This window comes from Stenotrophomonas ginsengisoli (genome assembly GCF_001431485.1).
GTDB classification, from domain to species: Bacteria; Pseudomonadota; Gammaproteobacteria; order Xanthomonadales; family Xanthomonadaceae; genus Stenotrophomonas; species Stenotrophomonas ginsengisoli.
The window spans coordinates 15,800-38,463 of record NZ_LDJM01000017.1; the positions used below are offsets into that span (position 1 = coordinate 15,800).

The 22,664-nt window shown below is 65.6% G+C and carries 20 protein-coding genes and 7 tRNA genes; 20 read left to right on the top strand and 7 right to left on the bottom strand.

Annotation, left to right across the window (positions count from 1 at the left end):
- Positions 1–10 precede the first annotated feature (10 nt).
- From kdsB to ABB30_RS06970, 11 genes are all read left to right on the top strand, one after another.
- Positions 11–781 (top strand): 3-deoxy-manno-octulosonate cytidylyltransferase, encoded by a 771-nt coding sequence (kdsB, locus tag ABB30_RS06920; protein WP_057637629.1) that lies wholly within the window; start codon positions 11–13, stop codon positions 779–781.
- Positions 778–1,242, top strand: a complete 465-nt coding sequence (locus tag ABB30_RS06925; protein WP_484600287.1) for a low molecular weight protein-tyrosine-phosphatase — start codon at positions 778–780, stop codon at positions 1,240–1,242. The genes kdsB and ABB30_RS06925 overlap by 4 nt, the downstream gene beginning before the upstream one ends.
- 23 nt (positions 1,243–1,265) lie before the next feature.
- Positions 1,266–2,681 (top strand): outer membrane protein assembly factor BamB family protein, encoded by a 1,416-nt coding sequence (locus ABB30_RS06930; protein ID WP_057637587.1) that lies wholly within the window; start codon positions 1,266–1,268, stop codon positions 2,679–2,681.
- Positions 2,681–4,540, top strand: a complete 1,860-nt coding sequence (gene uvrC / locus ABB30_RS06935) for an excinuclease ABC subunit UvrC (RefSeq protein ID WP_057637588.1) — start codon at positions 2,681–2,683, stop codon at positions 4,538–4,540. The genes ABB30_RS06930 and uvrC overlap by 1 nt, the downstream gene beginning before the upstream one ends.
- A gap of 4 nt (positions 4,541–4,544) precedes the next feature.
- Positions 4,545–5,165 (top strand): CDP-diacylglycerol--glycerol-3-phosphate 3-phosphatidyltransferase, encoded by a 621-nt coding sequence (pgsA, locus tag ABB30_RS06940; protein ID WP_057637589.1) that lies wholly within the window; start codon positions 4,545–4,547, stop codon positions 5,163–5,165.
- 46 nt (positions 5,166–5,211) lie between these two features.
- Positions 5,212–5,287, top strand: a tRNA-Gly gene (locus ABB30_RS06945).
- 70 nt (positions 5,288–5,357) lie between these two features.
- Positions 5,358–5,433: transfer RNA gene (locus ABB30_RS06950), tRNA-Gly, on the top strand.
- A gap of 59 nt (positions 5,434–5,492) precedes the next feature.
- Positions 5,493–5,568, top strand: a tRNA-Gly gene (locus tag ABB30_RS06955).
- Positions 5,569–5,626: 58 nt separating this feature from the next.
- Positions 5,627–5,702: transfer RNA gene (locus ABB30_RS06960), tRNA-Gly, on the top strand.
- A gap of 124 nt (positions 5,703–5,826) precedes the next feature.
- A tRNA-Gly gene (locus tag ABB30_RS06965) sits at positions 5,827–5,902 on the top strand.
- 71 nt (positions 5,903–5,973) lie between these two features.
- A tRNA-Cys gene (locus ABB30_RS06970) sits at positions 5,974–6,047 on the top strand.
- 147 nt (positions 6,048–6,194) lie between these two features.
- Here the strand turns inward: ABB30_RS06970 and ABB30_RS06975 are convergent.
- Both ABB30_RS06975 and ABB30_RS06980 read right to left on the bottom strand, forming a co-directional pair.
- Positions 6,195–7,229, bottom strand: a complete 1,035-nt coding sequence (locus tag ABB30_RS06975) for a 4Fe-4S dicluster domain-containing protein (RefSeq protein WP_057637590.1) — start codon at positions 7,227–7,229, stop codon at positions 6,195–6,197.
- Complete coding sequence (locus tag ABB30_RS06980) at positions 7,220–7,516, bottom strand: hypothetical protein (RefSeq protein ID WP_057637591.1); 297 nt, start codon at positions 7,514–7,516, stop codon at positions 7,220–7,222. Before ABB30_RS06980 ends, ABB30_RS06975 begins: the two co-directional genes overlap by 10 nt.
- A 167-nt stretch (positions 7,517–7,683) precedes the next feature.
- Between ABB30_RS06980 and hemN the strand changes: the two genes are divergently transcribed.
- From hemN to ABB30_RS07000, 4 genes are all read left to right on the top strand, one after another.
- Positions 7,684–9,093 (top strand): oxygen-independent coproporphyrinogen III oxidase, encoded by a 1,410-nt coding sequence (gene hemN, locus ABB30_RS06985; RefSeq protein ID WP_057637592.1) that lies wholly within the window; start codon positions 7,684–7,686, stop codon positions 9,091–9,093.
- A gap of 51 nt (positions 9,094–9,144) precedes the next feature.
- Positions 9,145–9,231, top strand: a tRNA-Leu gene (locus tag ABB30_RS06990).
- Positions 9,232–9,362: 131 nt separating this feature from the next.
- On the top strand, positions 9,363–10,649 hold the full coding sequence (locus ABB30_RS06995) for a nucleotide sugar dehydrogenase (protein ID WP_057637593.1): 1,287 nt from the start codon (positions 9,363–9,365) through the stop codon (positions 10,647–10,649).
- A 30-nt stretch (positions 10,650–10,679) separates the two neighbouring features.
- Positions 10,680–12,305 carry an FMN-binding glutamate synthase family protein gene (locus tag ABB30_RS07000; protein WP_057637594.1) on the top strand — a complete coding sequence of 542 codons (1,626 nt, stop codon included), beginning with the start codon at positions 10,680–10,682 and terminating at the stop codon, positions 12,303–12,305.
- Between the two features lie 74 nt (positions 12,306–12,379).
- On the opposite strand, the gene ABB30_RS07005 is transcribed toward ABB30_RS07000, so the two are convergent.
- Both ABB30_RS07005 and ABB30_RS07010 read right to left on the bottom strand, forming a co-directional pair.
- Positions 12,380–13,618 (bottom strand): TIGR03862 family flavoprotein, encoded by a 1,239-nt coding sequence (locus ABB30_RS07005; protein ID WP_057637595.1) that lies wholly within the window; start codon positions 13,616–13,618, stop codon positions 12,380–12,382.
- Positions 13,618–14,064 carry an FKBP-type peptidyl-prolyl cis-trans isomerase gene (locus tag ABB30_RS07010; protein WP_152980621.1) on the bottom strand — a complete coding sequence of 149 codons (447 nt, stop codon included), beginning with the start codon at positions 14,062–14,064 and terminating at the stop codon, positions 13,618–13,620. Before ABB30_RS07010 ends, ABB30_RS07005 begins: the two co-directional genes overlap by 1 nt.
- A 71-nt stretch (positions 14,065–14,135) precedes the next feature.
- Here ABB30_RS07010 and ABB30_RS07015 point away from each other — a divergent pair, with 71 nt between their 5' ends.
- From ABB30_RS07015 to ABB30_RS07025, 3 genes are all read left to right on the top strand, one after another.
- Positions 14,136–14,489: a DUF6164 family protein gene (locus ABB30_RS07015; RefSeq protein ID WP_057637596.1), complete on the top strand. Its 354-nt coding sequence runs from the start codon at positions 14,136–14,138 to the stop codon at positions 14,487–14,489.
- Between the two features lie 29 nt (positions 14,490–14,518).
- The gene (locus tag ABB30_RS07020) at positions 14,519–15,358 is read left to right on the top strand and encodes a sulfurtransferase (protein WP_083489748.1); all 840 of its coding nucleotides are present in this window, start codon (positions 14,519–14,521) and stop codon (positions 15,356–15,358) included.
- A gap of 63 nt (positions 15,359–15,421) precedes the next feature.
- Positions 15,422–16,417 carry an LLM class flavin-dependent oxidoreductase gene (locus tag ABB30_RS07025; RefSeq protein ID WP_057637597.1) on the top strand — a complete coding sequence of 332 codons (996 nt, stop codon included), beginning with the start codon at positions 15,422–15,424 and terminating at the stop codon, positions 16,415–16,417.
- On the opposite strand, the gene ABB30_RS07030 is transcribed toward ABB30_RS07025, so the two are convergent.
- Together ABB30_RS07030 and ABB30_RS07035 are read right to left on the bottom strand one after the other, a co-directional pair.
- A complete protein-coding gene (locus ABB30_RS07030) occupies positions 16,410–17,060 on the bottom strand; it encodes an exopolysaccharide biosynthesis protein (protein WP_057637598.1) in 651 nt (216 codons plus the stop codon). The genes ABB30_RS07025 and ABB30_RS07030 overlap by 8 nt on opposite strands.
- On the bottom strand, positions 17,041–18,345 hold the full coding sequence (locus tag ABB30_RS07035) for a hemolysin family protein (protein ID WP_057637599.1): 1,305 nt from the start codon (positions 18,343–18,345) through the stop codon (positions 17,041–17,043). Before ABB30_RS07035 ends, ABB30_RS07030 begins: the two co-directional genes overlap by 20 nt.
- 275 nt (positions 18,346–18,620) lie before the next feature.
- On the opposite strand from ABB30_RS07035, the gene ABB30_RS07040 reads away from it, so the two are divergent.
- Complete coding sequence (locus ABB30_RS07040) at positions 18,621–19,247, top strand: DUF47 domain-containing protein (protein ID WP_057637600.1); 627 nt, start codon at positions 18,621–18,623, stop codon at positions 19,245–19,247.
- Between the two features lie 12 nt (positions 19,248–19,259).
- The gene (locus tag ABB30_RS07045; protein ID WP_057637601.1) at positions 19,260–20,381 is read left to right on the top strand and encodes an inorganic phosphate transporter; all 1,122 of its coding nucleotides are present in this window, start codon (positions 19,260–19,262) and stop codon (positions 20,379–20,381) included.
- A 245-nt stretch (positions 20,382–20,626) separates the two neighbouring features.
- On the opposite strand, the gene parE is transcribed toward ABB30_RS07045, so the two are convergent.
- Complete coding sequence (gene parE / locus ABB30_RS07050) at positions 20,627–22,516, bottom strand: DNA topoisomerase IV subunit B (RefSeq protein WP_057637602.1); 1,890 nt, start codon at positions 22,514–22,516, stop codon at positions 20,627–20,629.
- Positions 22,517–22,664: the final 148 nt, after the last annotated feature.

Below are 22,664 nucleotides of genomic sequence, written 5' to 3' on the forward strand. Positions count from 1 at the left end.
GCCTGTGATCATGTCTGCCCCGGATTTTGTCGTTGCCATTCCCGCCCGTTTCAGCTCATCGCGCCTGCCCGGCAAGCCGCTGGGGTTGATCGGCGGCGAGCCGATGGTGGTACATGTGGCGCGCCGCGCGCTGGCCGCCGGCGCCCGCCAAGCCTGGGTGGCCACCGATGATGTGCGCATTGCCCAGGCCCTGGACGGGGTGGAGGGCATCCAGGTGGCGATGACCGCGGCCACGCATGCATCGGGTACCGACCGTCTGGCCGAATGTGCAGCCATCGCCGGTTGGCGTGATGACACCATCGTGGTCAACCTGCAGGGCGATGAACCGTTCGCCCCGGCTGCCGGTATCCGCGCCGTGGCCGCGGCCCTGGTGGAGCAGGCCACGCCGATGGCGACCCTGGCCACCCCGGTGAGCACGGCCGCCGATCTGTTTGATCCCAACGTGGTCAAGGTCGTGCGTGATGCGCAGGGGCGGGCGCTGTATTTCTCGCGTGCACCGCTGCCGTGGCCGCGTGATGCCTTTGCTGTTGACCGCACTGTGTTGCCGCAAGGTCAGCACTGGCTGCGCCATATCGGCATCTATGCCTACCGTGCCGGTTTCCTGCGCCAGTTCGCGGCGATGCCGGCCGGGCGTCTGGAGCAGATTGAATCGCTGGAGCAGCTGCGGGTGCTGGAGGCAGGCCATGCCATTGCGGTGGGCTTGAGCCCGGCCCCCTTCCCGCCCGGCATTGACACGGCCGAGGACCTGGCGCGGGCCAACGCCTGGCTGGCCGCACAGTGACCGCGCTGCTGGTGGTCTGCCTGGGCAACATCTGCCGCTCCCCGCTGGGCGAAGGCGCGTTGCGCGCGGCCTTGGCCGTAGCCGGGCTGGCATCGCAGGTGCGGGTGGATTCGGCCGGTACCGGCAGCTGGCATGCCGGCCAGGCACCGGATGCGCGTGCGCAGGCCTGTGCGCTGCGTCACGGCGTGGACATCGGCGCGCAGCGTGCGCGGCAATTGTCGGCGCAGGATTTTTTCGACTTCGACTGGCTGCTGTGCGCCGATGCCGACAACCTCGCCGCCGCCCGCGCACTGGCTCCTCCGGGGCTGGAAAGCCGCGCCGTGCTTTGGCTGGAATGGGCCGGGCAGGGACAGGGCGCGCAGCTGCCTGACCCCTATTACGGCAGCGATGCCGACTTCGGGCAGGTCTGGTCCCTGGTGAGCGCCGCCGCCCGGGTCACCTGCCAACGGGTGGCACGATAATTGCCTTTGGGCATAATCGGGGAATGAACGCTACCCAGCTCTCGCAAGATCTGCCCGAATCGGCTACCTGGCTCAATGCGCCGCCGGCCACCCTGATGCACTTCCAGGGCCGGCCGTTGGTGGTGGCCTTTGTCAATGCGGCTTCGGCCTGGTGCCAGCAGCGGCTGCAGGAGTTGCAGCAATGGCAGGTGCGTCATCCCGGGCGGGTGCAGCTGGTCGTCGTACAGGTGCCGCGTTTTGACTGCGAGCGTGACGGCCAGCACTCGTTGGCCATGCTGGCACAGTGCGGCATCCAGGCGCCGGTGCTGCTGGATCTGGACTGGCAGGCCTGGCGCCGTTTCAGCGTGGAAAGCTGGCCGACCTTGGTGATGATCGATGCCGGCAGCCGCGAGGTCGAGCGTCTGGTTGGCCTGGGCCAGGCGCTGGACCCGGTACTGAGCCAGCTCAGCCAGGGGGTGAAGCCGCTGCCGGTCAATCCGATGACCCAGCAGCTGCTGGGAGGCGCCGCGCTGGAACGTACGCTGCGCTACCCGGCCGGCCTGCATGCCACCCGTGATCGCCTGTACATCGCCGACTGCGGGCATCACCGCATCCTGGAGTGCACCCATCAGGGGCGGATCCTGCGTCAGTTCGGCATGGGCACCGCCGACTGGTCCGACGGCAGCAGCGATGTGGCGGCCTTCAACCGCCCGCGATCGGTGACCCTGGGGCACGGCCATCTGTATGTGGCCGATACCGGCAACCACTGCATCCGCCGCATCAACCTGCTCAGCGGCCAGGTCGATACCCTGATCGGCACCGGCAAGGCGGGCGAGCCGCGCGAGATGGTGCTGGCCCAGGCCGGTGACAGTGCCCTGCTGCAACCTGCCGCGGTGAGCCTGATGGACAACCAGTTGCTGCTGGCCATGACCGGCGACAACCGCATCTGGAGCTATGACCTGGGCACGCGCCAGCTGAGCTGGCGGGCCGGCTCCGGGGCGGTCGAGCTGCGTGATGGCAGCGGCCAGATGGCCGCCTTTGCCCAGCCCTGCGCGCTGACCGTGGCCAACAAGACCCTGTATGTGTGTGATGCGCTGAGCTCCTCGGTGCGCAGCATGCAGCTGCGTGGCGAGCTGGTGCAGACCGTGACCGGGCAGGGCATGTGGCAGCACGGTCTGGCCGACGGCAACCGCAGCCAGGCTCTGCTGCAGTACCCGCTGGCCATTGCCGCCGACCAGGAGGCGCAGGTGCTGTGGGTGGCCGATGCCGGCAACGGCAAGCTGCGCCGCATCCGTTTGGGCAATGGCCAGGTCAGCACTGTGGAACTGGCCCGCCCGCTGTACGGCGCGGCCGGTCTGGCGGTGGATTCGGGTGTGGTCTGGATTGCCGATACCGAGGCCTGTGCGGTACTGCGGTACGATCCGCACACCGGCCAGTGTGTCGACGTTCCGATCGGATAATGAGTCCAGGCAGTACCGCTGACAGCAGTTTTGATGGCAAGGCCTTTGCGGCCGGATTGAGTACGGCCCCGGGGGTGTACCGCATGTATGCGGACGATGACACCCTGTTGTATGTGGGCAAGGCGCGCGCGCTGCGCAAGCGTGTGGGCAGCTACTTCAACGGCTCGCCGAAGAACGCACGCATCAGCGTGATGCTCTCGCAGGTGGCGCGGATGGAGGTCACGGTCACCCGTACCGAGGCCGAGGCCTTGCTGCTGGAAAACCAGCTGATCAAATCCCTGGGCCCGCGTTACAACGTGGCCCTGCGCGATGACAAGAGTTACCCCTATGTGCTGCTGACCCGCGAGCGCTGGCCGCGGATCGCCCTGCACCGTGGCCCGCGCAGCCACAACGGGCGTTACTTCGGCCCGTATCCCGGCGTCACCGCGGTGCGCGAGACCTTGAACCTGATGCACAAGCTGTTCGGCCTGCGCAGCTGCGAGGACAGCGTGTTCCGCAACCGCACCCGGCCCTGTCTGCAACATCAGATCGGGCGCTGTTCGGCGCCCTGCGTGGAGCGCGTCAGTGATGTGGAGTACACCGAGGCGGTACGGCGTGCGGCGATGTTTCTGGACGGGCGCAGCGATGCCCTGATCAACGAGCTCGGCCAGCAGATGCAGGTGGCCAGTGATGCGCTGGATTTCGAGCAGGCCGCGCGTCTGCGTGACCTGGTCAAATCCCTGCGCAGCATGCACAACCGGCAGTACGTCGATGGCCAGGCGCTGGACCTGGATGCCCTGGCCTGTGCGATGGACGGCGCCAATGCCTGCGTGATGCTGTTGTCCTTCCGCGATGGCCGCAACCTGGGCACGCGTGCGTTCTTCCCGCGCACCAACGGCCAGGACAGCGCCGAAGAGGTGCTGGCCGCCTTCGTGTCGCAGTACTACAGCGAACAGCCGGCGCCGGCAGAGATCCTGCTGGACCGTGAAATCGAGGAGTCCGGGCTGATCGAGGCGGCACTGAGCGAGGCGGCCGAGCGCCGGGTGCAGCTGAAGTGGAATGTGCGCAACGAACGTGCCGGTTACATCGCCCTGGTCAGCCGCAATGCGCAGGCGGCGCTGTCCCAGGAGCTGTCCAGCCGGGGTGCCCAGCGTGTGCGCAGCGAGGGCCTGCAGGCGTTGTTGCAGTTGCCGGCCCCGGCCAACCGGGTGGAGTGTTTTGACATCAGCCACACCATGGGCGAAGCCACCGTAGCCTCATGCGTGGTGTTTGATGCCAATGGCCCGGTCAGCAGCCAGTACCGGCGCTACAACATCAGCGGCATCACGCCCGGTGATGATTACGCGGCCATGCACCAGGCGCTGGAGCGTCGTTTCCGCAAGTCGGTGGAGGAGGACGGGGTGTTGCCGGATGTGCTGCTCATCGACGGCGGCGCCGGGCAGCTGGCCCAGGCCCAGTCGGTGCTCGATGCACTCGGCGTGCAGGGCGTGATCCTGGTCGGTGTGGCCAAGGGGCCGCAGCGCCGCGCCGGCGAGGAGACCCTGGTCCTGCCCGATGGCAGCAGCCTGCGGCCGGGGGCGGCCAGCCCGGGCCTGCAGTTCATCCAGCAGGTGCGTGACGAGGCGCACCGCTTTGCCATCACCGGCCATCGCGCGCGCCGGCAGAAGGCCCGCGCCACCAGTCGTCTGGAAGACATCGAGGGAATCGGCCCGCGCCGGCGGGGCGCATTGCTGCGCCATTTCGGCGGCCTGGGTGGGCTCAAGGCGGCCGGACAGGCGGAAATTGCCCGGGTTGAAGGCATCAGCGCTGCGCTTGCTGCGCGTATCTACGCTAATCTTCATGGATTGTCGGAAGTGCCTCCGACGAATGAGTCGACGTAACGTAATGAATTTGACCCTCCCCACCTGGTTGACCCTGTTGCGCATCGTGATGATTCCGGTGCTGGTGCTGGTGTTCTACCTCCCCTACAAGTGGACCAACTTTGCCTGTGCGGCAGTATTTGGCCTGGCTGCGATCACCGACTGGCTGGACGGCTGGATCGCCCGGCGCTGGAACATGCAGTCTGCCTTCGGTGCTTTCCTGGACCCGGTCGCCGACAAGCTGATGGTGGCGGTGGCGCTGTTTTTGATCGTGCAGGGTCATCCGACCCCGTGGATGGCGTTCTGGGCCGCAGTGATCGTCGGCCGGGAGATTGCGGTGTCGGCCTTGCGTGAATGGATGGCCGAGCTGGGCCAGCGGGCCAAGGTCGGTGTGGCCATGATCGGCAAGATCAAGACCACCGTGCAGATGATCGCCCTGTTGTGCCTGCTGTACTCGGTGACCCCGGGTCAGCAGCAGACCCGCGATATCTGGCTGGGTGAGCCGATCTTCCACCTCGGTGACTGGCTGTTGGCCGCTGCCGCATTGCTGACCCTGTGGTCAGGCCTGCAGTACCTGTGGGCTGCCTGGCCGAGCCTGAAGGCCGATGAGATGGCGGCCCGGGAAAAAGTGAAATCCAAGCAATAAATACTGTTGACGAAGGCGTGAAGTGGTGTATTATTTCGCCTCCCATGCGGGAATAGCTCAGTTGGTAGAGCGCAACCTTGCCAAGGTTGAGGTCGCGAGTTCGAGTCTCGTTTTCCGCTCCAGTCTGCAAAGCCCTGTTCACAGGTGCTTGCAGGCAGTGAAGCGAAAGCAACGCTGAGGGAAGGAAAATCTGCGGGAATAGCTCAGTTGGTAGAGCGCAACCTTGCCAAGGTTGAGGTCGCGAGTTCGAGTCTCGTTTCCCGCTCCAATTTTCCAGCAGCCGCAAGGCTGCAGTCACCACCGGATACCAAGCGGTGGGGCATCAATGCGGGAATAGCTCAGTTGGTAGAGCGCAACCTTGCCAAGGTTGAGGTCGCGAGTTCGAGTCTCGTTTCCCGCTCCAGTTTCCAGCGGCCGCAAGGTCGTGGTCATCACCGGATACCAAACGGTGGGACATCCCTGCGGGAATAGCTCAGTTGGTAGAGCGCAACCTTGCCAAGGTTGAGGTCGCGAGTTCGAGTCTCGTTTCCCGCTCCACGATGTCATGACCGACCTGTCTTCCAGTGGACAGGGCCTGCATCATCAGCCCTTCGGGGATGAAATTCAGGCAGATAAATACTGGTGTGGAACGTGAAATTTCGGTATCATGTTCGCATCCCAAGCGGGAATAGCTCAGTTGGTAGAGCGCAACCTTGCCAAGGTTGAGGTCGCGAGTTCGAGTCTCGTTTCCCGCTCCAGATTCAACAAGGTTCCGTGTCGCGGGGTCTTGTGCGCAATGGGCATCGTTGGCCCGATGCAACAGCTTGTTGGCCTGATGGCAGAGTGGTTATGCAACGGATTGCAAATCCGTGTACGCCGGTTCGATTCCGACTCAGGCCTCCAATAAAAAGCCCCGCATAGCGGGGTTTTTTATTGCCTGTTTGTCCCCTGGGGCTTGTCGTGGCCTGCTTTGCAGGTCCGGGTGGTCCCTTGGGCAAGCCAGGCAGACATGGGGCGGTGTGTGGATGCGTAATGCAGCTGCACTACGTGTTACAGCACGATCAGCGCGATCACGGCACTGGCGACCAGCATCACGCAGGCCAGCATGGTGCGCCGCCGCCAGTAACGCACAGGCAGGCCGTCAGCGGCCGCCTGGCTCTGATGGAGGATCAGGCCGCCGGGCAGGCCGTGCCGGGCCAGGGCGTCATCACAGGCGGTGATGCAGCGGCCGCAATCCAGGCAGCTGGCATCAAATCCGTTGCGCACGTCCAGCCGCAGGGGGCATTGCTGTTGGCAGGCGCCGCAATCCAGGCAGTCGCCCAGTCGGTCCGGGGCAAAGCGAGGCCAGCTGCCTGCGATGGCTGGATTGGCCGCACGCAGCACGTAATCCTGGGCGGTGGTCCGGTTGAGCAGGGCCCGTCCGCGGGCCTGGATTCCCGGCAGGCCGGCCGCACGCGGGCCACGAGGTTCACCGCGGCGCAGCTGGTAGCGCACATGCGGGGTGTGCGCATCGCCAATGAAGGGCTGCAGACGGGCGAAGGGGCACAGTTCGGTGCACAGGCGGCTGCGCAGGAAGTGGATGTTGGCCCAGGTGGCCAGGGCATAGAAGGCTGCCCAGAACACGGTCCACGCATTCCAGCCGTCGCCGGCTGGAGGCAACAGGCTGCGGATCGGGGTGAAGTAGCCGATGAAGCTGATCCCGGTCCAGATCGCGAGCAGGACCCAGAGCAGGTTGCCGAGGGGTTTGCCGGCACGCATCAAGTGCTGGTGCACGCGGCCCAGGATGGACTGCGGGCAGGCCAGGCCGCACCACAGACGCCCGCCCAGATGGGTAAGCAGGTACAGCAGGCTCAGGGCACAGGCGCCCAGGGCGAGCAGGACGGGCAGGGCGGCGGTGTCCAGCTGCCAGCCCAGCAGCAGGGCCCGGCGCTGGGCCAGATCGAGCAGGATCGCCGGCTGGCCCTGGATCAGCAGCCAGGGCAGGCCGTAGAACGCGGCCAGCAGCAGGGCCGCCAGCGGCCGGCGCAGGCGTTGTGTCAGTGCGGGTGTGGTGGCGCAGGGCGGTTGCGGCAGGGTCAGTCCCATTGCTCGTCATCCATGCGGGCCGGCGGTGGCGGGGTGGGGCGCAGCATCAGCCAGGTGATGGCACTGGCCAGGCTGGCCACTGCCCAGAACATGAAAAAGCCCAGGCTGTAGCCGGTGATCCGGCTGCTGGCCACCGCCGGCCAACTGATGGCGGCCAGCGCCAGTGGATCGATCAGGGTGAAAAAGACCCCGGTGGCCAGTGCGGCCGCCACGAAGGCCGGCCACAGGATCAGGCCGGCGGTGCGCAGGTGTGGGCGGGTTGGCGATGAATCGATGGGCTTGGACATGAAGGCCTCACGACAAGGTCGCCCGGACGGGCAGCGAGCGGACCTAGGCTAGGGGCTGGATGCGGGGCCGGCATTGATCGCGATCAATGGGGTCGGTGCAAGGCCGGCGTGTACGGGATTGATCGGCATCAACGCAGGCCAATGCGGAGTGTGCGATCTTGCGCACTATGGAAAACGACCACTCCCCGGCAGCCCGTCTGGGCTGGAACTTCGATGCCGAACTGCTGCGCCGCCATGACCGGCCGGGTCCGCGCTATACCTCCTATCCGACCGCACCGCAGTTCCACGATGGTTTCGGCCAGCAGCAGCTGCAGGCAGCGGCGGCGCGCAGCAATGCCAGTGGCCGGCCGCTGTCGCTGTACGTGCATGTGCCGTTCTGCACCAGTCCCTGCTTTTACTGTGGCTGCAACCGCATCATCACCCGTGACCTGAGCCGTGGTGCGGCCTATGTGGCGCAACTGCTGCAGGAGGCCGAGCGCATGGCGGCCCTGTTCGGGCCCTGCCGGGAAGTGGTGCAGCTGCATTTCGGCGGTGGTACCCCCAACTTCCTGAGCCCGGCGCAGTTGCGTGAGTTGCTGGGCGGGCTGCGCCGCTTGTTCCGTTTCAGTGATGATCCCGGGCGCGACATCTCCATCGAGCTGGATCCGCGCATGATCACGCCGGCCCAGGTGGCCGAACTGGGGGCGATGGGTTTCAACCGCGCCAGTCTGGGCGTGCAGGACATCGACCCCTGCGTGCAGGAGGCCATCAACCGGATCCAGCCGCTGGAGCAGACCCTGGCGGTGATCAATGCCTGCCGTCAGTACGGCCTGCGTTCGGTCAACCTGGATCTGATCTATGGCCTGCCGCGGCAGTCGGCGGCCGGATTTGCGCAGACTGTCGATGAAATGCTCGAGCAGCGTCCGGAGCGGCTGGCCATCTATGGTTATGCGCACCTGCCGCACCTGTTCCGGGCCCAGCGCCAGATCGATGATGCCGATCTGCCCAGTGCCGAGGACAAGCTGGCCCTGCTCGGCATCGCCGTGGACAAGCTCACCGCCGCCGGTTACCAGTACATCGGCCTGGACCACTTCGCCCTGCCGGACGATCCGCTCGCCCAGGCCCAGCGGCAGGGGCAGTTGCACCGCAACTTCATGGGCTACACCACCCACGCGCAGACCGACCTGATTGGTCTGGGTGTCAGTGCAATCAGCCATATCGACAACACCTACAGCCAGAATCCGCGCGATCTTCCGGCCTGGGAGGAAGCCCTGGCCGGCGGTGGGTTGCCGGTGTGGCGTGGCATCGAGCTCAGTGCCGATGACACGCTGCGTGCGGCACTGGTGCAGGACCTGATGTGCCACGGCCAGGTGGACATGGCGGCCTATGAGCAGCGCTCTGGCGTGGCATTTGCCGATTATTTCGCCGAAGACCTGCAGCGCTTGCAGGCACTGCAGGCCGACGGTCTGGCCCAGGTCAAGGACGGGGTGATTAGTGCCACGCACTGGGGGCGGCCGCTGCTGCGTCTGCTGGCCATGTGCTTTGACCCGTACCTGCATGGAAAACAGGGCGAACAGCGTTTTTCCCGCGCTATCTGAGCCGCGGGTGTATTCCGCAAACGCTTGTTTTCAGGCACCCTATGGCGGTCTGCCCGGATGGCGAAATCGGTAGACGCAGCGGACTTAAAATCCGCCGGGGGCAACTCCTTGCCGGTTCGATCCCGGCTCCGGGCACCAGATCAAAAACCGCCGCAAGGCGGTTTTTTATTGTCCTGATCCGCACAAAACAGGTTGTGGACTGGCTGGCAGGGGGCGCTGGGGCTACAGTGCAGGCTTGCCTTGTTGTGACTGCGGGATGGGTGCGGGTGATGGGGATTGCAATCAGTGCGGCTGACCGGCCGGTGATCGGGATTGTGGGCCTGGGGTATGTAGGCCTGCCGCTGGCAGTGGCCTTCGGCCGTCAATTGCCGGTAGTCGGTTTTGATATCGATGCCCGGCGCGTGGCCGAACTGCGTGCAGGCCATGACCACACCTTGGAAACCCGCGACGAAGACCTGGCTGCTGCGGTGCAACTGGATTTTGCCGATGATCCGGCTGCCTTGTTGCCCTGCAATACCTATATCGTCACCGTGCCGACTCCGATCGATGCACATGAGCAACCCGATCTTGAACCTTTGCGTTCGGCCTGCACTTTGCTCACCTGTGTGCTGCGCCCGGGTGATCTGGTGATCTTCGAATCCACGGTGTATCCGGGCACCACCGAAGAGGTGTGTGTGCCCTTGCTGGAGGCCGGTAGCGGCCTGCAGTTCAATCAGGATTTCTACGTGGGCTACAGCCCGGAGCGGATCAATCCGGGTGATCATGCGCGGCGCTTGGCCGATATCTGCAAGGTCACCTCCGGCTCCACCCCTGAAGTGGCACAGGTGGTGGATGCGCTCTACAGGCGCATCATCACTGCCGGTACCTGGCTGGCATCATCAATCAAGGTGGCCGAGGCGGCCAAGGTGATCGAAAACATCCAGCGCGACGTCAATATCGCCCTGGTCAATGAGTTGGCCCTGATTTTCGACCGGCTCGGCATCGATACCCTGGACGTGCTGGAAGCGGCGGGCAGCAAGTGGAATTTCCTGCCGTTCCGGCCTGGCATGGTCGGCGGGCACTGCATTGGCGTGGATCCGTACTACCTGCTGCACAAGAGCATGAGCGTGGGTTACCACCCTGACCTGATCCATACCGCCCGTTCGGTCAACAACCGGGTGGTGGCGCATGTGGCCGGCAAGGTGCAGCAATTGCTGGCATCACGTGGCAAGGCAATAGCCGGGGCCCGGATCCTGGTACTGGGGGCGACCTTCAAGGAAGACTGTCCTGATCTGCGCAACAGTCGCGCGTTGGACCTGGTGCGTCGTTTCAGCAGCGCCGGTGCGCAAGTGACCTGCTGTGACCCCTGGGCAGACCCGGTGCTGGCGCTGCAGCAAGAAGGGGTGCAGGTGGTTGCCGATCCGTCCAGCGGCCATGACGCTATCGTGCTGGCAGTGGCGCATGCGCAGTACCGTGCGCTGTCAGCTGAACAGATCCATGCCATGGGGCATGCAAATACCGTGATTTACGACGTCAAATCGGTCTGGCCACGCCATTTGGTCGATGAGCGGTTGTAGACTGCCCGCGTTCATTTTTTGAGACATCCCATGCATCGTTACCTGGCGTACCTGCTGGCCATCGTGTTGTTCCCGGCGTCTGTGATGCTGGCCTTCAAGTGGCCCGTCTGGTACTGGGGCGCGGCCTTGTTCGCGGTGATGGTCATCATCGGTACGGTGGACGTATTGCAGAACCGCAGCGCGCTGCGGCGCAATTACCCGGTGCTGGTGCATTTCCGCTATTTCTTCGAATCCATCGGCCCGGAAATCCGCCAGTACTTCATCCAGAACGATCTGGAGAACGTGCCTTTCTCGCGCCAGGACCGCAGCCTGGTCTACCGCCGCTCGCGCAACGAGATGGATGTGCTGCCCTTCGGCACCCTGCGCAGCGCCTACCAGGTCGATTACGAGTGGATCAACCACTCCATGCGTCCGGCCCGGATCGACAACACCGATTTCCGCGTGACTATCGGCGGCCCGGCCTGTACCCAGCCGTATTCGGCCAGTGTGTTCAACATCTCGGCAATGAGCTTTGGCGCGCTGTCGGCCAATGCGGTGCGTGCGCTCAATGGTGGTGCCAAGCTGGGCAATTTTGCCCAGGACACCGGTGAGGGCAGCATTTCGCCCTATCACCGCGAGCGCGGTGGTGACCTGATCTGGGAAATCGGTTCGGGTTATTTCGGCTGCCGCGATGCGCAGGGCAATTTCAATGAAGAGCGCTTCATCGAAAATGCTTGCAGCGACCAGGTCAAGATGATTGAAATCAAGCTGTCCCAGGGCGCCAAGCCCGGTCACGGCGGCGTGTTGCCGGCGGCCAAGGTCAGCGAGGAAATTGCCCTGACCCGCGGTGTGCCGATGGGCGTGGACTGCGTGTCCCCGCCGGGGCATTCGGCCTTCTCCACCCCGGTGGAGCTGTTGCAGTTCGTGGCCCGCCTGCGTGAGCTGTCCGGTGGCAAGCCGGTGGGCTTCAAGCTGGCCATCGGCCATCCCTGGGAGTGGTTCGGCATCGCCAAGGCGATGCAGGAAACCGGCCTGATGCCCGACTACATTGTGGTCGACGGTGCCGAAGGTGGTACCGGTGCGGCGCCGGTGGAGTTCATGGACCACGTCGGCGTGCCGATGAACGAGGCGCTGATGCTGGTGCACAACACCCTGGTCGGGCTGAACATCCGCCAGTACATCCACATCGGTGCGGCCGGCAAGATCACCAGCGCCTTTGACATCGCGCGCACCATCTCGATGGGCGCGGACTGGTGCAATGCCGGGCGGGCCTTCATGTTCTCGCTGGGCTGCATCCAGGCCCTGAGCTGCCATACCGACAAGTGCCCGACCGGTATTGCCACCCAGGACCGGGCGCGCTCGAGCAACCTGGACCCGACCCACAAGACTGCGCGGGTGTTCAATTACCACCGCAATACCATGCGTGCGCTGGGTGAGCTGCTTTGCGCTGCCGGCCTGACCCACACCGACCAGCTCGGCCCGGAGCACATCCTGCGCCGGGTGTCGCCGACCCAGATCCGTTCGCTGGGCTCGCTGTACCGGTTCCTGGAGCCGGGCGAGCTGCTCCAGGGACAGCCCGAGCACAGCGTGTTCCGTGACTACTGGCCTCTGGCACGGACCGATTCGTTCGACCCGCCGGCACGTATCCAGGCCCTGCGCGACAGCCGTCTGCACTGAGCCTTGCCCCTGTTGGCAAAAAAAGCCCCCGTCAGCAGGCGGGGGCTTTTTTGTTGCCGGCAGTGCCGGGTCAATCAGGGCGCTTGCTGCAACCAGTGGCTGGCCCCGGCCGCGGCCACCGCGCCGGAGGCGAAGCAGGCAGTGAGCAGATAGCCGCCGGTGGGTGCTTCCCAGTCCAGCATTTCCCCGGCGCAGAACACCCCGGGACGCTTGTTGAGCATCAGGGCCGGGTCCAGTTCCTCCAGGCGTACGCCGCCGGCCGAGCTGATCGCCTCGGCGATCGGGCGCGGTGCGCGCAGGGTCAGCGGCAGGCGCTTGAGGGTGTGGGCCACCGCATCCAGGTCATCGCCGGCGCTGCGGCCGAGGATTTCATACAACAGGGCCGCCTTGACCCCGCCGATGCCGGCCTGGCGGCGCAGGTGCTCACTGAAGCTGCGGCCCTTGCGCGGGCTGGCCAGATCCGTGCGCAGGCGCTGCAGGTCGCGGCCGGGCACCAGGTCCAGGGCCAGCACGGCGTGGCCATCGCGGTTGATGGCCTGGCGCAGGTCCGCGCCAATGGCATAGACCAGGCTGCCCTCGATGCCGGCCTGGCTGACCACGCACTCGCCCTGCAGCTGGTGCTCCTGGTCGTGGCCATCGCGCCAGTGGGCGATCACCGGCTTGATCGGCGCGCCGGCCTGGCGCTGGATGAAATGCTCGCTCCAGTCCACATCGAAACCACAGTTGGCCGGCTCCAGCTCGGCCACGGCAATGCCTTGCTCGCGCAGCGGGGCGACCCATTGGCCGTCGCTGCCCAGCTCGGGCCAGCTGGCCCCGCCGGTGGCCAGGATCACCGCCCGCGCGCTGGCCTGCAGCGTGCCTTCCGGGGTGTCGAACAACAGCTGGCCGGCCGGGTCAAAGCCGGTCCAGCGATGGTTCACGCGCAGGGCCAGGCCCTGTTCCTTCAGGCGTCTGACCCAGCCGCGCAGCAGCGGGGCGGCCTTGCGGTCCTCGGGGAATACCCGGCCCGAACTGCCGATGTAGGTATCGATGCCGAAGCTGCTGGCCCACTGGCGCAGGGCCGGGCCGTCGAACACGTCCAGCCACTGGCCTACGGCCTGCGCGCGTTCGCGGTAGCGGCTGTCGAACAAGGGGCGGGTGTCGGCATGGGTCAGGTTCAGGCCGCCCTTGCCGGCGATCAGGAACTTGCGCCCGGGCGAGCCCTTGGCCTCGAACAGGGTCACCTGGTGGCCGGCGGCAAGCAGGCGCTCGGCGGCCATCAGCCCGGCCGGGCCGCCACCGATGATCGCCACTTCAGTACGCAATGCCGGCATCAACGTGACTCGATGCCAAGCAGCTGCACCTCGAACACCAGCGAGGCATTGGCCGACAGCGGGCCGACCCGGCGCTCGCCGTAGCCGTAGTCCGGCGGGATCATCAGCACACGGGTGGCACCGATCTGCATACCGGCCACGCCTTCATCCCAGCCGCGGATCACCTGGCCGGCACCAACGGTGAAGGAGAACGGCTGGCCACGGTCCAGCGAGCTGTCGAACTTGGCGCCGCGCTGCTGCGGGGCATCGGCATCGAACAGCCAGCCGGTGTAGTGCACGCTGACCTTCTGCCCGGGCTGGGCGCTGGCGCCGTCGCCGGGCTGCTGGTCGATGATCTGGAACTGGCTGATCGGATCGCTGGGCGGCAGGGCCTGCGGCGCCGGGGTGCAGGCGGCCAGGGCGGCCAGCAGCGGCAGGGTGAACAGGGAGCGGGGCATCAGGGCCATGGTGGTCAGGCATCTATCGGCGTACAGCCGGGCCGACAAGGTTAACAAGCGTTACGGCTATCATGCTTGGCATGGCACGCCTGCTTTTCAAATTGCGCCACGTCGAGGCCGATGAATTCGACGAAGTGACCACCGCCCTGGACCAGGCGCAGGTGGATTGGTACCAGACGGCCGCCGGCCTGCTGGGCTTCAGCGCGCCGGCAATCTGGGTGCGTGACAGCGCCGATTACCCGCGGGCGCGGGAGGTGATCGAGGCCAGCCAGCTGGCACGGGCGCAGCGCCTGCGCAGCGAACAGGCGCAGCAGCCTGCACTGGGCTTCAGCGCGCACCTGCGCCAGGCGCCACTGCAGGTGCTAGGGGGCCTGCTGCTGATGGCACTGATCATCGGCTTCGTGCTGTGGCTGCCCTGGCTGCTGTGGCGCTGAGTCAGCCGCAGCTGGCTACAATGGCCGGCATGATCGTCAATACCGCCGCCTATCATTTCGTCCCCCTGGAAGAAGACCTCCAGGCCCTTCGTGAACAGTTGTTCCAGCGTGCCCAGGGCCATGGCCTGATGGGCACGGTGCTGGTCTCCCCGGAAGGCTTGAACCTGTTCCTGGCCGGCAGCGCCGAGGGCATTGATGCCTTCTACGCGCCGCTGCAGGCCGATCCGCGTTTTGCCGGCATGGTGATCAAGCGCAGCTACAGCCAGCACATGCCGTTTGCACGCCTGAAGGTGAAGCTGAAGAAGGAAATCATCAGCTTCCGCCGTGCCGACGGCCAGCCACTGGACTACCCGCGTTCGCCGGGTGTGTCGCCGCCGACCCTGGCGCGCTGGCTGGCCCAGGGCCATGACGATGCCGGCAGGCCGGTGGTCATGCTCGACACCCGCAACCAGCAGGAAGTGGCCCATGGCACCTTCACCGACGCGCTGACGTTTGCCATCGACAAGTTCACCGATCTGCCCGAGGCGCTGGAGCCGCACCGTGAATCGCTCAAGGACAAGACCGTGGTCAGCTTCTGCACCGGTGGCATCCGTTGCGAGAAGGCGGCCCTGTGGATGGTCAATGACGGCATGGACAACGTGCTGCAGCTGGACGGCGGCATCCTGGCTTATTTCGAGCAGGTTGGCGGCGCCCACTATGACGGTGGCTGCTTCGTGTTTGACGAACGGGTTTCGCTGGACCCGCAGCTGTCCCCGCTCAAGGATGCGCCGGTGCTGCCGGCCGATGCGCCGGTGACGCCGAATCCGAACAAGGCCGGGCGCGCACGGGTGCGCAAGGCGGCTGCCGAGGCAGCTGCCGCCCAGCCGTAACCATCCTGTCGCTGCCGTGGCTGCGCTGTCAGGCACGGTAGCGGCATCTTGCCGGAGTGGCCGATGATCCCGCTTTCCCTGCTTGACCTGGCCCCGGTGGGCGAGGGCCAGAGCATTGCCCAGGCCTTTGCCGACATGGGCCAGTTGGCCCGCCTGGCCGACCAGCTCGGCTACCACCGCTACTGGCTGGCCGAACACCACAACATGCCCGGTGTGGCCTCGGCGGCGACCTCGGTGCTGATCGGTCACCTGGCCGGGCTGACCTCGCGCATCCGCGTGGGCGCCGGCGGCATCATGCTGCCCAACCACAGTCCGCTGCAGGTGGCCGAACAGTTCGGTACCCTGGCCAGCCTGTATCCGGGGCGTATCGATCTGGGCCTGGGACGCGCACCGGGGACCGATCACGCCACCATCCGCGCCCTGCGCCGTTACAACGACCAGGCCGACCGTTTCCCGCAGGACGTGCAGGAGCTGCTGCATTACCTGGCCCCGGTACAGCCCGGGCAGGCGGTGCAGGCCGTGCCCGGTGGCGGCATCGGTGACGGCCTGCCAGTGTGGATGCTCGGCTCCAGTACCTTCGGCGCGCGCCTGGCGGCCCATCTGGGGCTGCCATATGCGTTTGCCTCGCACTTTGCCCCGGATCAGCTGCGCGCCGCGCTGGCGGTGTACCGCAGTGAGTTCCGTGCTTCGGCGCGGTTGGCCAGCCCGTATGCGGTGGTGGCCATGAATGTGGTCGCTGCCGACAGCCGCGAGCAGGCGCGCCATCTGTTCACCAGCCTGCAGCAGTTGTTCGTCAACCTGCGCCGCGGTGCGATCGGCAAGCTGCCGGCGCCGGTGGATGACATCGACCAGGTCTGGCTGCCGCACGAACGCCCTGGCGTGGAGCGGGCGCTGGCGGTTTCGGCGGTGGGCGATGTGGCCGACGTGGCGGCGCAAATGCGGGCGGTGGTGGACGAACTGGCGCCGGATGAGCTGATGATCACCGCCAACATCCATGACCCGGCCGCACGCCGGCATTCCTTTGCCCTGGCCATGCAGGCCTGGCAATCGCTCAGTTGAACAGGTCGTTGGCCAGGCGGGTCAGGTAGGTCAACAGCTGCCCGGAGCTGATGCCGAAAAAGGCGATGGCCGCCACCCCGCCCAGCCAGTTGAGCAGCATCAGACGCCCGTCGCGTTCGAGCAGGGCCAGTGCAAACAGCATCAGCTGGAAGCCGAACAGGTAGTTGGTGAACGGAATCGGCAGCGACAGCAGCAGGCCGAGCAGGATCAGCTGGGCGCCGGTGAACAGGCGCGCTGCCAGCGGTTCGATGGTGAGGGCCAGACGCGGCTTGAGCACGCTGTCCAGCCAGGTCAGGGGGCGCTGCAACTTGCTGACAAAGCGGTGCAGGGTGCGCCGGCGCGGTCCGCGACGGGCGATCGGCGCAGGCAGCCACGGGCTGCGCAGGCCGACCAGCATCTGCGCACCGATCAACATCACCAGCGGGCCGCTCAGGGCCCCGGCCACACCCGGCAGCGGGATGAAGGCCGGCAGGATGGCCAGCAGCAGGAACATGCCGAAGGCGCCCTGGGCCAGGCCGCCGAGCACATCCTGGATATGCAGGTGCTGCTCGCCATCGCCCTGGCTGGCCATGGCCAGCAGGGTGCGGATGCCCTCGTTGCGCGGCACCCCGGCCGCGCCCGGATCACGGGGTGCGGTCGTCATCGTCACTGTCGCTGAGCTGGCGCAGCAGGATCTTGTCCACGCGGGCGCCATCCAGGTCGATCACCTCGAAGCGCCAGCCGGACAGGTCCAGCCATTCGCCGGTCTGCGGGATACGGCCGAAACGATCGATGCACAGGCCGGCCACGGTGTTGTAGGTCGCCTCCTCGGCGTCGGGCAGCTCGGCCCCGGCCATCAGTTCACGCAGGTCCTCCACCGGCAGCGAGCCGTCCACCAGCAGCGAGCCGTCGGCGCGGGTGACCACCAGCGGGGCGTCATCATCATGGTCGACCACCTGCAGCCGGCCCACCACTGCGCCCATCAGGTCGGAGACCGTGACCAGGCCCTGGATCTCGCCGTATTCGTCCACCACCAGTGCCATGGACTGGTGTTCCTCACGGAAGATTTCCAGCAGCTTCATCGCATGGGTGGATTCGGACACATACACCGGCTCGCGCAGGTTCTGGAACAGGCCGTCGCCCTGGCCGTGGGTGAGCAGGGTCTTGACCTCGAGGATGCCGGCGATGTCCTGGTCATTGCCGCGATAGACCGGGTAACGGGAGAAGGCGTGCTCGCGCATCGATTCCAGGTTGGCTTCCTGGTCATGCTGGGTATCCAGCCAGGCGATGCGGTTGCGCGGGGTCATCAGGCTTTCGGCGGTCCGGTCGCCCAGGCGCATGACACGGTTCATCATGTCCCGTTCCTGGCTGTCGATCACGCCGGCCTCGTGGCTTTCGGCCACCAGCATGCGGATCTCCTCTTCGGTCACCGCATCGGCCTGTTCCTTGCCCAGGCCCAGGGTGCGCAGGACCAGGCGGGTGGAGCGCGAGAGCAGCCACACAAAGGGATAGGCCAGGCGGGCCAGCCAGGCCATCGGCACGGCGACCACGCCGGCAATCTGTTCCGGGCGGGTGATGGCCAGGCGCTTGGGCACCAGTTCGCCGAAGATCAGCGTCAGGTAGGTGATCAAGGCGACCGCTGCGCCCTTGCCGGCGGTTTCGGGGTAGGCAAATTCCGGCGCGATGCGCTGGATCATGGTGGCCAGTTCGCGGCCGATCGATTCGCCACCGAACACACCGGTCAGGATGCCGATCAGGGTGATGCCGATCTGCACGGTGGACAGGAATGCCTCGGGCTTTTCGGCCAGGGCCAGGGCGCGGGCGGCACGCTGGCTCTGGCTGGCCTGCTGTTTCAGGCGGCTCTTGCGCGAGGTCATGACCGACATTTCGGACATGGCAAAGAAGCCGTTCAGCAGAATCAGCGCGATGACAATCAGAAACTCAAACACGGGTCTTCCCCCGGCTGATGGCCCAGGGAAGCGGGCGTGAATGGTCGGTGCGGGCGGCTGTTGCAGCGGCCGGCACCTGCGTTGGATAAGGGTCGTCTTCCATAGGTTGCACCCGAAGGTGCGCTCAGGATGCTAGCAGAGCAGGTGGGTGTTGCGTAAACATCCGTTCAGCCAACGGGCGGTTGGCGCCATCGAAATTTCGCAAAAACGCCATCGCGGCGTCATAATTGCGCCTTGATGCCATCCCCTCCGTGATGGCGACCTCCAGGTTTCCTATGTTCTCTCTGCAGACCATTTTCGGGTCCGGCAAGCAGTTCTATGTCTTGTTGGACGATGCCGCCCAAGCGGCTTATGACAGCGCCAAGGCGCTGCACACCATGATGCGCGAAGGGGAATCCCAGCCCGCGCTGGATGCTTTCAAGCTGGCCCGTCTGCGTGGCCGTGCCACTTCTGAAAAGGTGGCCAAGGAGCTGGTGGACAGCTTCATGACCCCGATCGAGCGCGAGGACATCGAAGCACTGGGCTCGGCCCTGTACAAGATTCCCAAGCAGATCGAGAAGTTCGCCGATCGTTACTCGCTGGCGGTCAAGCACCTGGACCAGATCGATTTCGCCCCGCGTGCGGCGATGCTGGAACAGGCTGCCGCCGTGGTGGTGGAAATGGTGGCCGACCTGCGCCACATGAACCTGGACCGCATGACCGCGCTGAATGAAAAGCTGCGCTCGCTGGAAAACGAAGCGGACCGCCTGATGCTGGAGCTGTACCGGGACATCTATTCCGGTCGTCTGGACCATCTGCAGATGTTCCTGCTCAAGGAATTCTTCGAGATCCTGGAAAAGGCCATTGACCGCTGCCGTGGCGCCGGTGTGGTGGCCTACCAGATCGTGCTGAAAAACAGCTGACGGGGGCGCACGATGCTCACCCTCGTCCTGGTGGTGATCCTGGCAGCCCTGGTGTTTGAATTCATCAACGGCTTCCACGATACCGCCAACTCCATTGCCACCGTGGTGGCCACCAAGGTGCTTTCGCCAGGCCATGCAGTGATGCTGGCCGCGGTGATGAACCTGATCGGTGCGCTGACCGGCACGGCTGTGGCGATGACCATTGCCAACGGCATCATCAATACCGATGTGGTCCTGGTGACCCCGCAGGTGATCCTGTGCGCGCTGCTTGGTGGCATCGTCTGGAACCTGATCACCTGGTGGAAGGGGCTGCCGTCCTCGTCTTCGCATGCGCTGATCGGTGGCCTGTGCGGTGCGGCACTGGCAGCGGCTGCCAACAACTGGGATGCGCTGCTGTGGTCCGAACAGCTGGGCAGCTGGGCCCAGAACAAGGGCATCCTGTGGAAGGTCGTGCTGCCGATGATCACCTCGCCGGTGGCCGGCTTTGTGCTCGGCATCGTGGTGATGTGCCTGCTGTGGGGGGCGATTTCGCTGCTGGCCAAGGCCGGTGGCTGGATCGGCCGTCTGGCCCGTCCGCGCATCGTCAACATGTTCTTCGGCAAGGCGCAGATCGCCTCGGCGGCCTTCATGGGCTATGCCCACGGCCACAACGATGCGCAGAAGACCATGGGCATCATCGCCATGACCCTGATCAGTGCCGAGGCAACCGGTGTGCTCGATGACCTGCCGTCGTGGCTGGCCTTCATGCATCCGGCTGCCAACGATGGCCAGGCCATTGCCACCTGGATCGTGCTGACCTGTGCGGTGATCATGGCGGCCGGTACGGCCTCGGGCGGCTGGAAGATCATCAAGACCCTGGGTCACAAGATGGTCAAGCTGCATCCGATCCACGGTTTTGCTGCCGAGACCGGCTCGGCCACCATCCTGGTGGCGGCGGCCCATTTCGGTATGCCGGTGTCCACCACCCACTCGATCTCCACCGCGATCATGGGGGTGGGTTTTGCCAAGAACCCGCGTTCGCTGAAGATCGGCGTGATCGAGCGCATCCTGTGGGCCTGGGTGCTGACCATCCCGGCCTCGGCACTGTGCGCCTGGATCATCCTCAAGGGCATGGAAATGATGGGCTGGGCATAAGCCCTGCCGCCAGCAATTCGCCTTGCCTGCAAGACAAAAAGCCCGCCAATCGGCGGGCTTTTTGTTGTCTGCGTGCACGGCGCTTGGTGGGCTGTCGGTAGCTGTCCTTGGCCGGCTGCGCCTGGTGGCGGTGGCCGGGCAAAACAAAACCTGCCGTTTCGGGCAGGTCCTGTCGATCGTGCAAGGGTGGGCGGCGGCCGGCTTCTGCCCGCAGGCGTGTTGCCACGCCCCGGGACAGTGCGCGCTCAGACGTCCAGCGAGGCCAGGTCACCCTTGGTTTCCAGCCAGCCCTTGCGGTCAGACGCACGCTTCTTGGCCAGCAGCATGTCCATCAGGGCCACGGTCTGCTCGCTGTCATCCACGGTGAGCTGGACCAGGCGGCGGGTATCGGGGTGGATGGTGGATTCACGCAGCTGCGAGGGGTTCATTTCGCCCAGGCCCTTGAAGCGGGTCACGCTGGGCTGGCCCTTGGCCTTCTCACGGGCCAGCTTCTCCAGCACGGCGCGCTTTTCGTCCTCGTCCAGGGCGTAGAACACCTGCTTGCCCAGGTCGATGCGGAACAACGGCGGCATCGCCACGAACACATGGCCGGCCCGCACCAGCGAGGGGAAATGCTTCAGGAACAGGGCGGCCAGCAGGGTGGCGATGTGCAGGCCGTCGGAGTCCGCATCGGCCAGGATCACGATCTTGCCGTAACGCAGGCCGGCGATGTCCTCCTTGCCCGGGTCACAACCGATGGCGATGGCCAGGTTGTGGACTTCCTCGCTGGCCAGCACGCTGTTGGAGGACACCTCCCAGGTGTTCAGAATCTTGCCGCGCAGCGGCATGATGGCCTGGAAATCCTTGTCGCGCGCCTGCTTGGCACTGCCGCCGGCCGAGTCACCTTCCACCAGGAACAGTTCGGTGCGCGAGAGGTCCTGGCTGATGCAGTCGGCCAGCTTGCCCGGCAGGGCCGGGCCGGCGGTGACCTTCTTGCGCACCACCAGCTTTTCGGTCTTCAGGCGCGCGCTGGCGCGCTCGATGGCCAGCTGGGCAATGCGCTCGCCCATTTCCACGTTCTGGTTCAGGGCCAGGGCGAAGGCGTCATGCACCGCGCCTTCGACAAAGGCGGCCGCCTGGCGCGAGGACAGGCGCTCCTTGGTCTGGCCGGAGAACTGTGGGTCGGTCATCTTCATCGACAACACGAAAGTGACGCGGTCCCAGACGTCTTCCGGGGCCAGTTTGACCCCGCGCGGGAGCAGGTTGCGGAAGTCGCAGAACTCGCGCAGGGCTTCGGTCAGGCCGGTACGCAGGCCGTTGACGTGGGTGCCGTGCTGGGCGGTGGGAATCAGGTTGACGTAGCTTTCCTGGACCAGCTCGCCTTCCGGGGCCCAGGCCAGGGCCCAGTCCACCACTTCGGTTTCCTTCTTCACGCTGCCCACGAACAGGCTCGGCGGCAGGATCTCGCGCTCGCCGATCTCGGCCTTGAGGTAATCGCTCAGGCCGTCCTCGTAGAACCAGGTCTCGGTCTCGCCGGTGGCTTCGTCATGCAGGGTGACGGTCAGGCCCGGGCACAGCACGGCCTTGGCGCGCAGCAGGTGGCGCAGGGCGCGGGCGTTGATCTTGGGGCTGTCGAAATAGCCCGGGTCGGGCCAGAAGCGCAGCCGGGTGCCGGTGTTTTTCTTGCCGACCGAGCCGACCACTTCCAGCGGGCTGGCGCGGTCACCGTTGCGGAAGGTGATGTGGTGCTCGGCACCGTCACGCTTGATGTGGATCTCCACCAGGGTGGACAGCGCGTTGACCACGCTCACACCCACGCCATGCAGGCCGCCGGAGAAGGTGTAGTTGCGGTTGGAGAACTTGCCGCCGGCATGCAGGCGGGTCAGGATCAGTTCCACACCCGGGATGCCTTCTTCCGGGTGGATGTCCACCGGCATGCCGCGGCCGTCATCGGCCACCTCGCAGCTGCCGTCCTTGAACAGGGTGACCGATACGGACTTGGCATGCCCGGCCAGGGCTTCGTCGACCGAGTTGTCGATCACTTCCTGCGCCAGGTGGTTCGGGCGCGAGGTGTCGGTATACATGCCGGGACGGCGCTTGACCGGGTCAAGGCCGGAAAGGACTTCGATGTCTGCGGCGTTATAACGGGTGTTCATGGGCGGTGTAGCGATGTGTTGACGGGCAAGTGTGGCGGCTAAGGGAGAATTTTGCACCCCACATGTTCAGTGCCAGTGCGGCCCGAACGCGGTATCATTGCCACCCGGTTGGACAGTACGAGCGCTTTTCGCCGTACCAGGCCGGCCT

Bases quoted from the DNA above. Each gene is read 5' to 3' on its own strand.
- kdsB (WP_057637629.1), top strand. From the start codon at position 11: ATGTCTGCCCCGGATTTTGTCGTTGCCATTCCCGCCCGTTTCAGCTCA.
- ABB30_RS06930 (WP_057637587.1), top strand. From the start codon at position 1,266: ATGAACGCTACCCAGCTCTCGCAAGATCTGCCCGAATCGGCTACCTGG.
- uvrC (WP_057637588.1), top strand. From the start codon at position 2,681: ATGAGTCCAGGCAGTACCGCTGACAGCAGTTTTGATGGCAAGGCCTTT.
- pgsA (WP_057637589.1), top strand. From the start codon at position 4,545: ATGAATTTGACCCTCCCCACCTGGTTGACCCTGTTGCGCATCGTGATG.
- ABB30_RS06975 (WP_057637590.1), bottom strand. From the start codon at position 7,229: ATGGGACTGACCCTGCCGCAACCGCCCTGCGCCACCACACCCGCACTG.
- ABB30_RS06980 (WP_057637591.1), bottom strand. From the start codon at position 7,516: ATGTCCAAGCCCATCGATTCATCGCCAACCCGCCCACACCTGCGCACC.
- hemN (WP_057637592.1), top strand. From the start codon at position 7,684: ATGGAAAACGACCACTCCCCGGCAGCCCGTCTGGGCTGGAACTTCGAT.
- ABB30_RS06995 (WP_057637593.1), top strand. From the start codon at position 9,363: ATGGGGATTGCAATCAGTGCGGCTGACCGGCCGGTGATCGGGATTGTG.
- ABB30_RS07000 (WP_057637594.1), top strand. From the start codon at position 10,680: ATGCATCGTTACCTGGCGTACCTGCTGGCCATCGTGTTGTTCCCGGCG.
- ABB30_RS07005 (WP_057637595.1), bottom strand. From the start codon at position 13,618: ATGCCGGCATTGCGTACTGAAGTGGCGATCATCGGTGGCGGCCCGGCC.
- ABB30_RS07010 (WP_152980621.1), bottom strand. From the start codon at position 14,064: ATGGCCCTGATGCCCCGCTCCCTGTTCACCCTGCCGCTGCTGGCCGCC.
- ABB30_RS07015 (WP_057637596.1), top strand. From the start codon at position 14,136: ATGGCACGCCTGCTTTTCAAATTGCGCCACGTCGAGGCCGATGAATTC.
- ABB30_RS07020 (WP_083489748.1), top strand. From the start codon at position 14,519: ATGATCGTCAATACCGCCGCCTATCATTTCGTCCCCCTGGAAGAAGAC.
- ABB30_RS07025 (WP_057637597.1), top strand. From the start codon at position 15,422: ATGATCCCGCTTTCCCTGCTTGACCTGGCCCCGGTGGGCGAGGGCCAG.
- ABB30_RS07030 (WP_057637598.1), bottom strand. From the start codon at position 17,060: ATGACGACCGCACCCCGTGATCCGGGCGCGGCCGGGGTGCCGCGCAAC.
- ABB30_RS07040 (WP_057637600.1), top strand. From the start codon at position 18,621: ATGTTCTCTCTGCAGACCATTTTCGGGTCCGGCAAGCAGTTCTATGTC.
- ABB30_RS07045 (WP_057637601.1), top strand. From the start codon at position 19,260: ATGCTCACCCTCGTCCTGGTGGTGATCCTGGCAGCCCTGGTGTTTGAA.
- parE (WP_057637602.1), bottom strand. From the start codon at position 22,516: ATGAACACCCGTTATAACGCCGCAGACATCGAAGTCCTTTCCGGCCTT.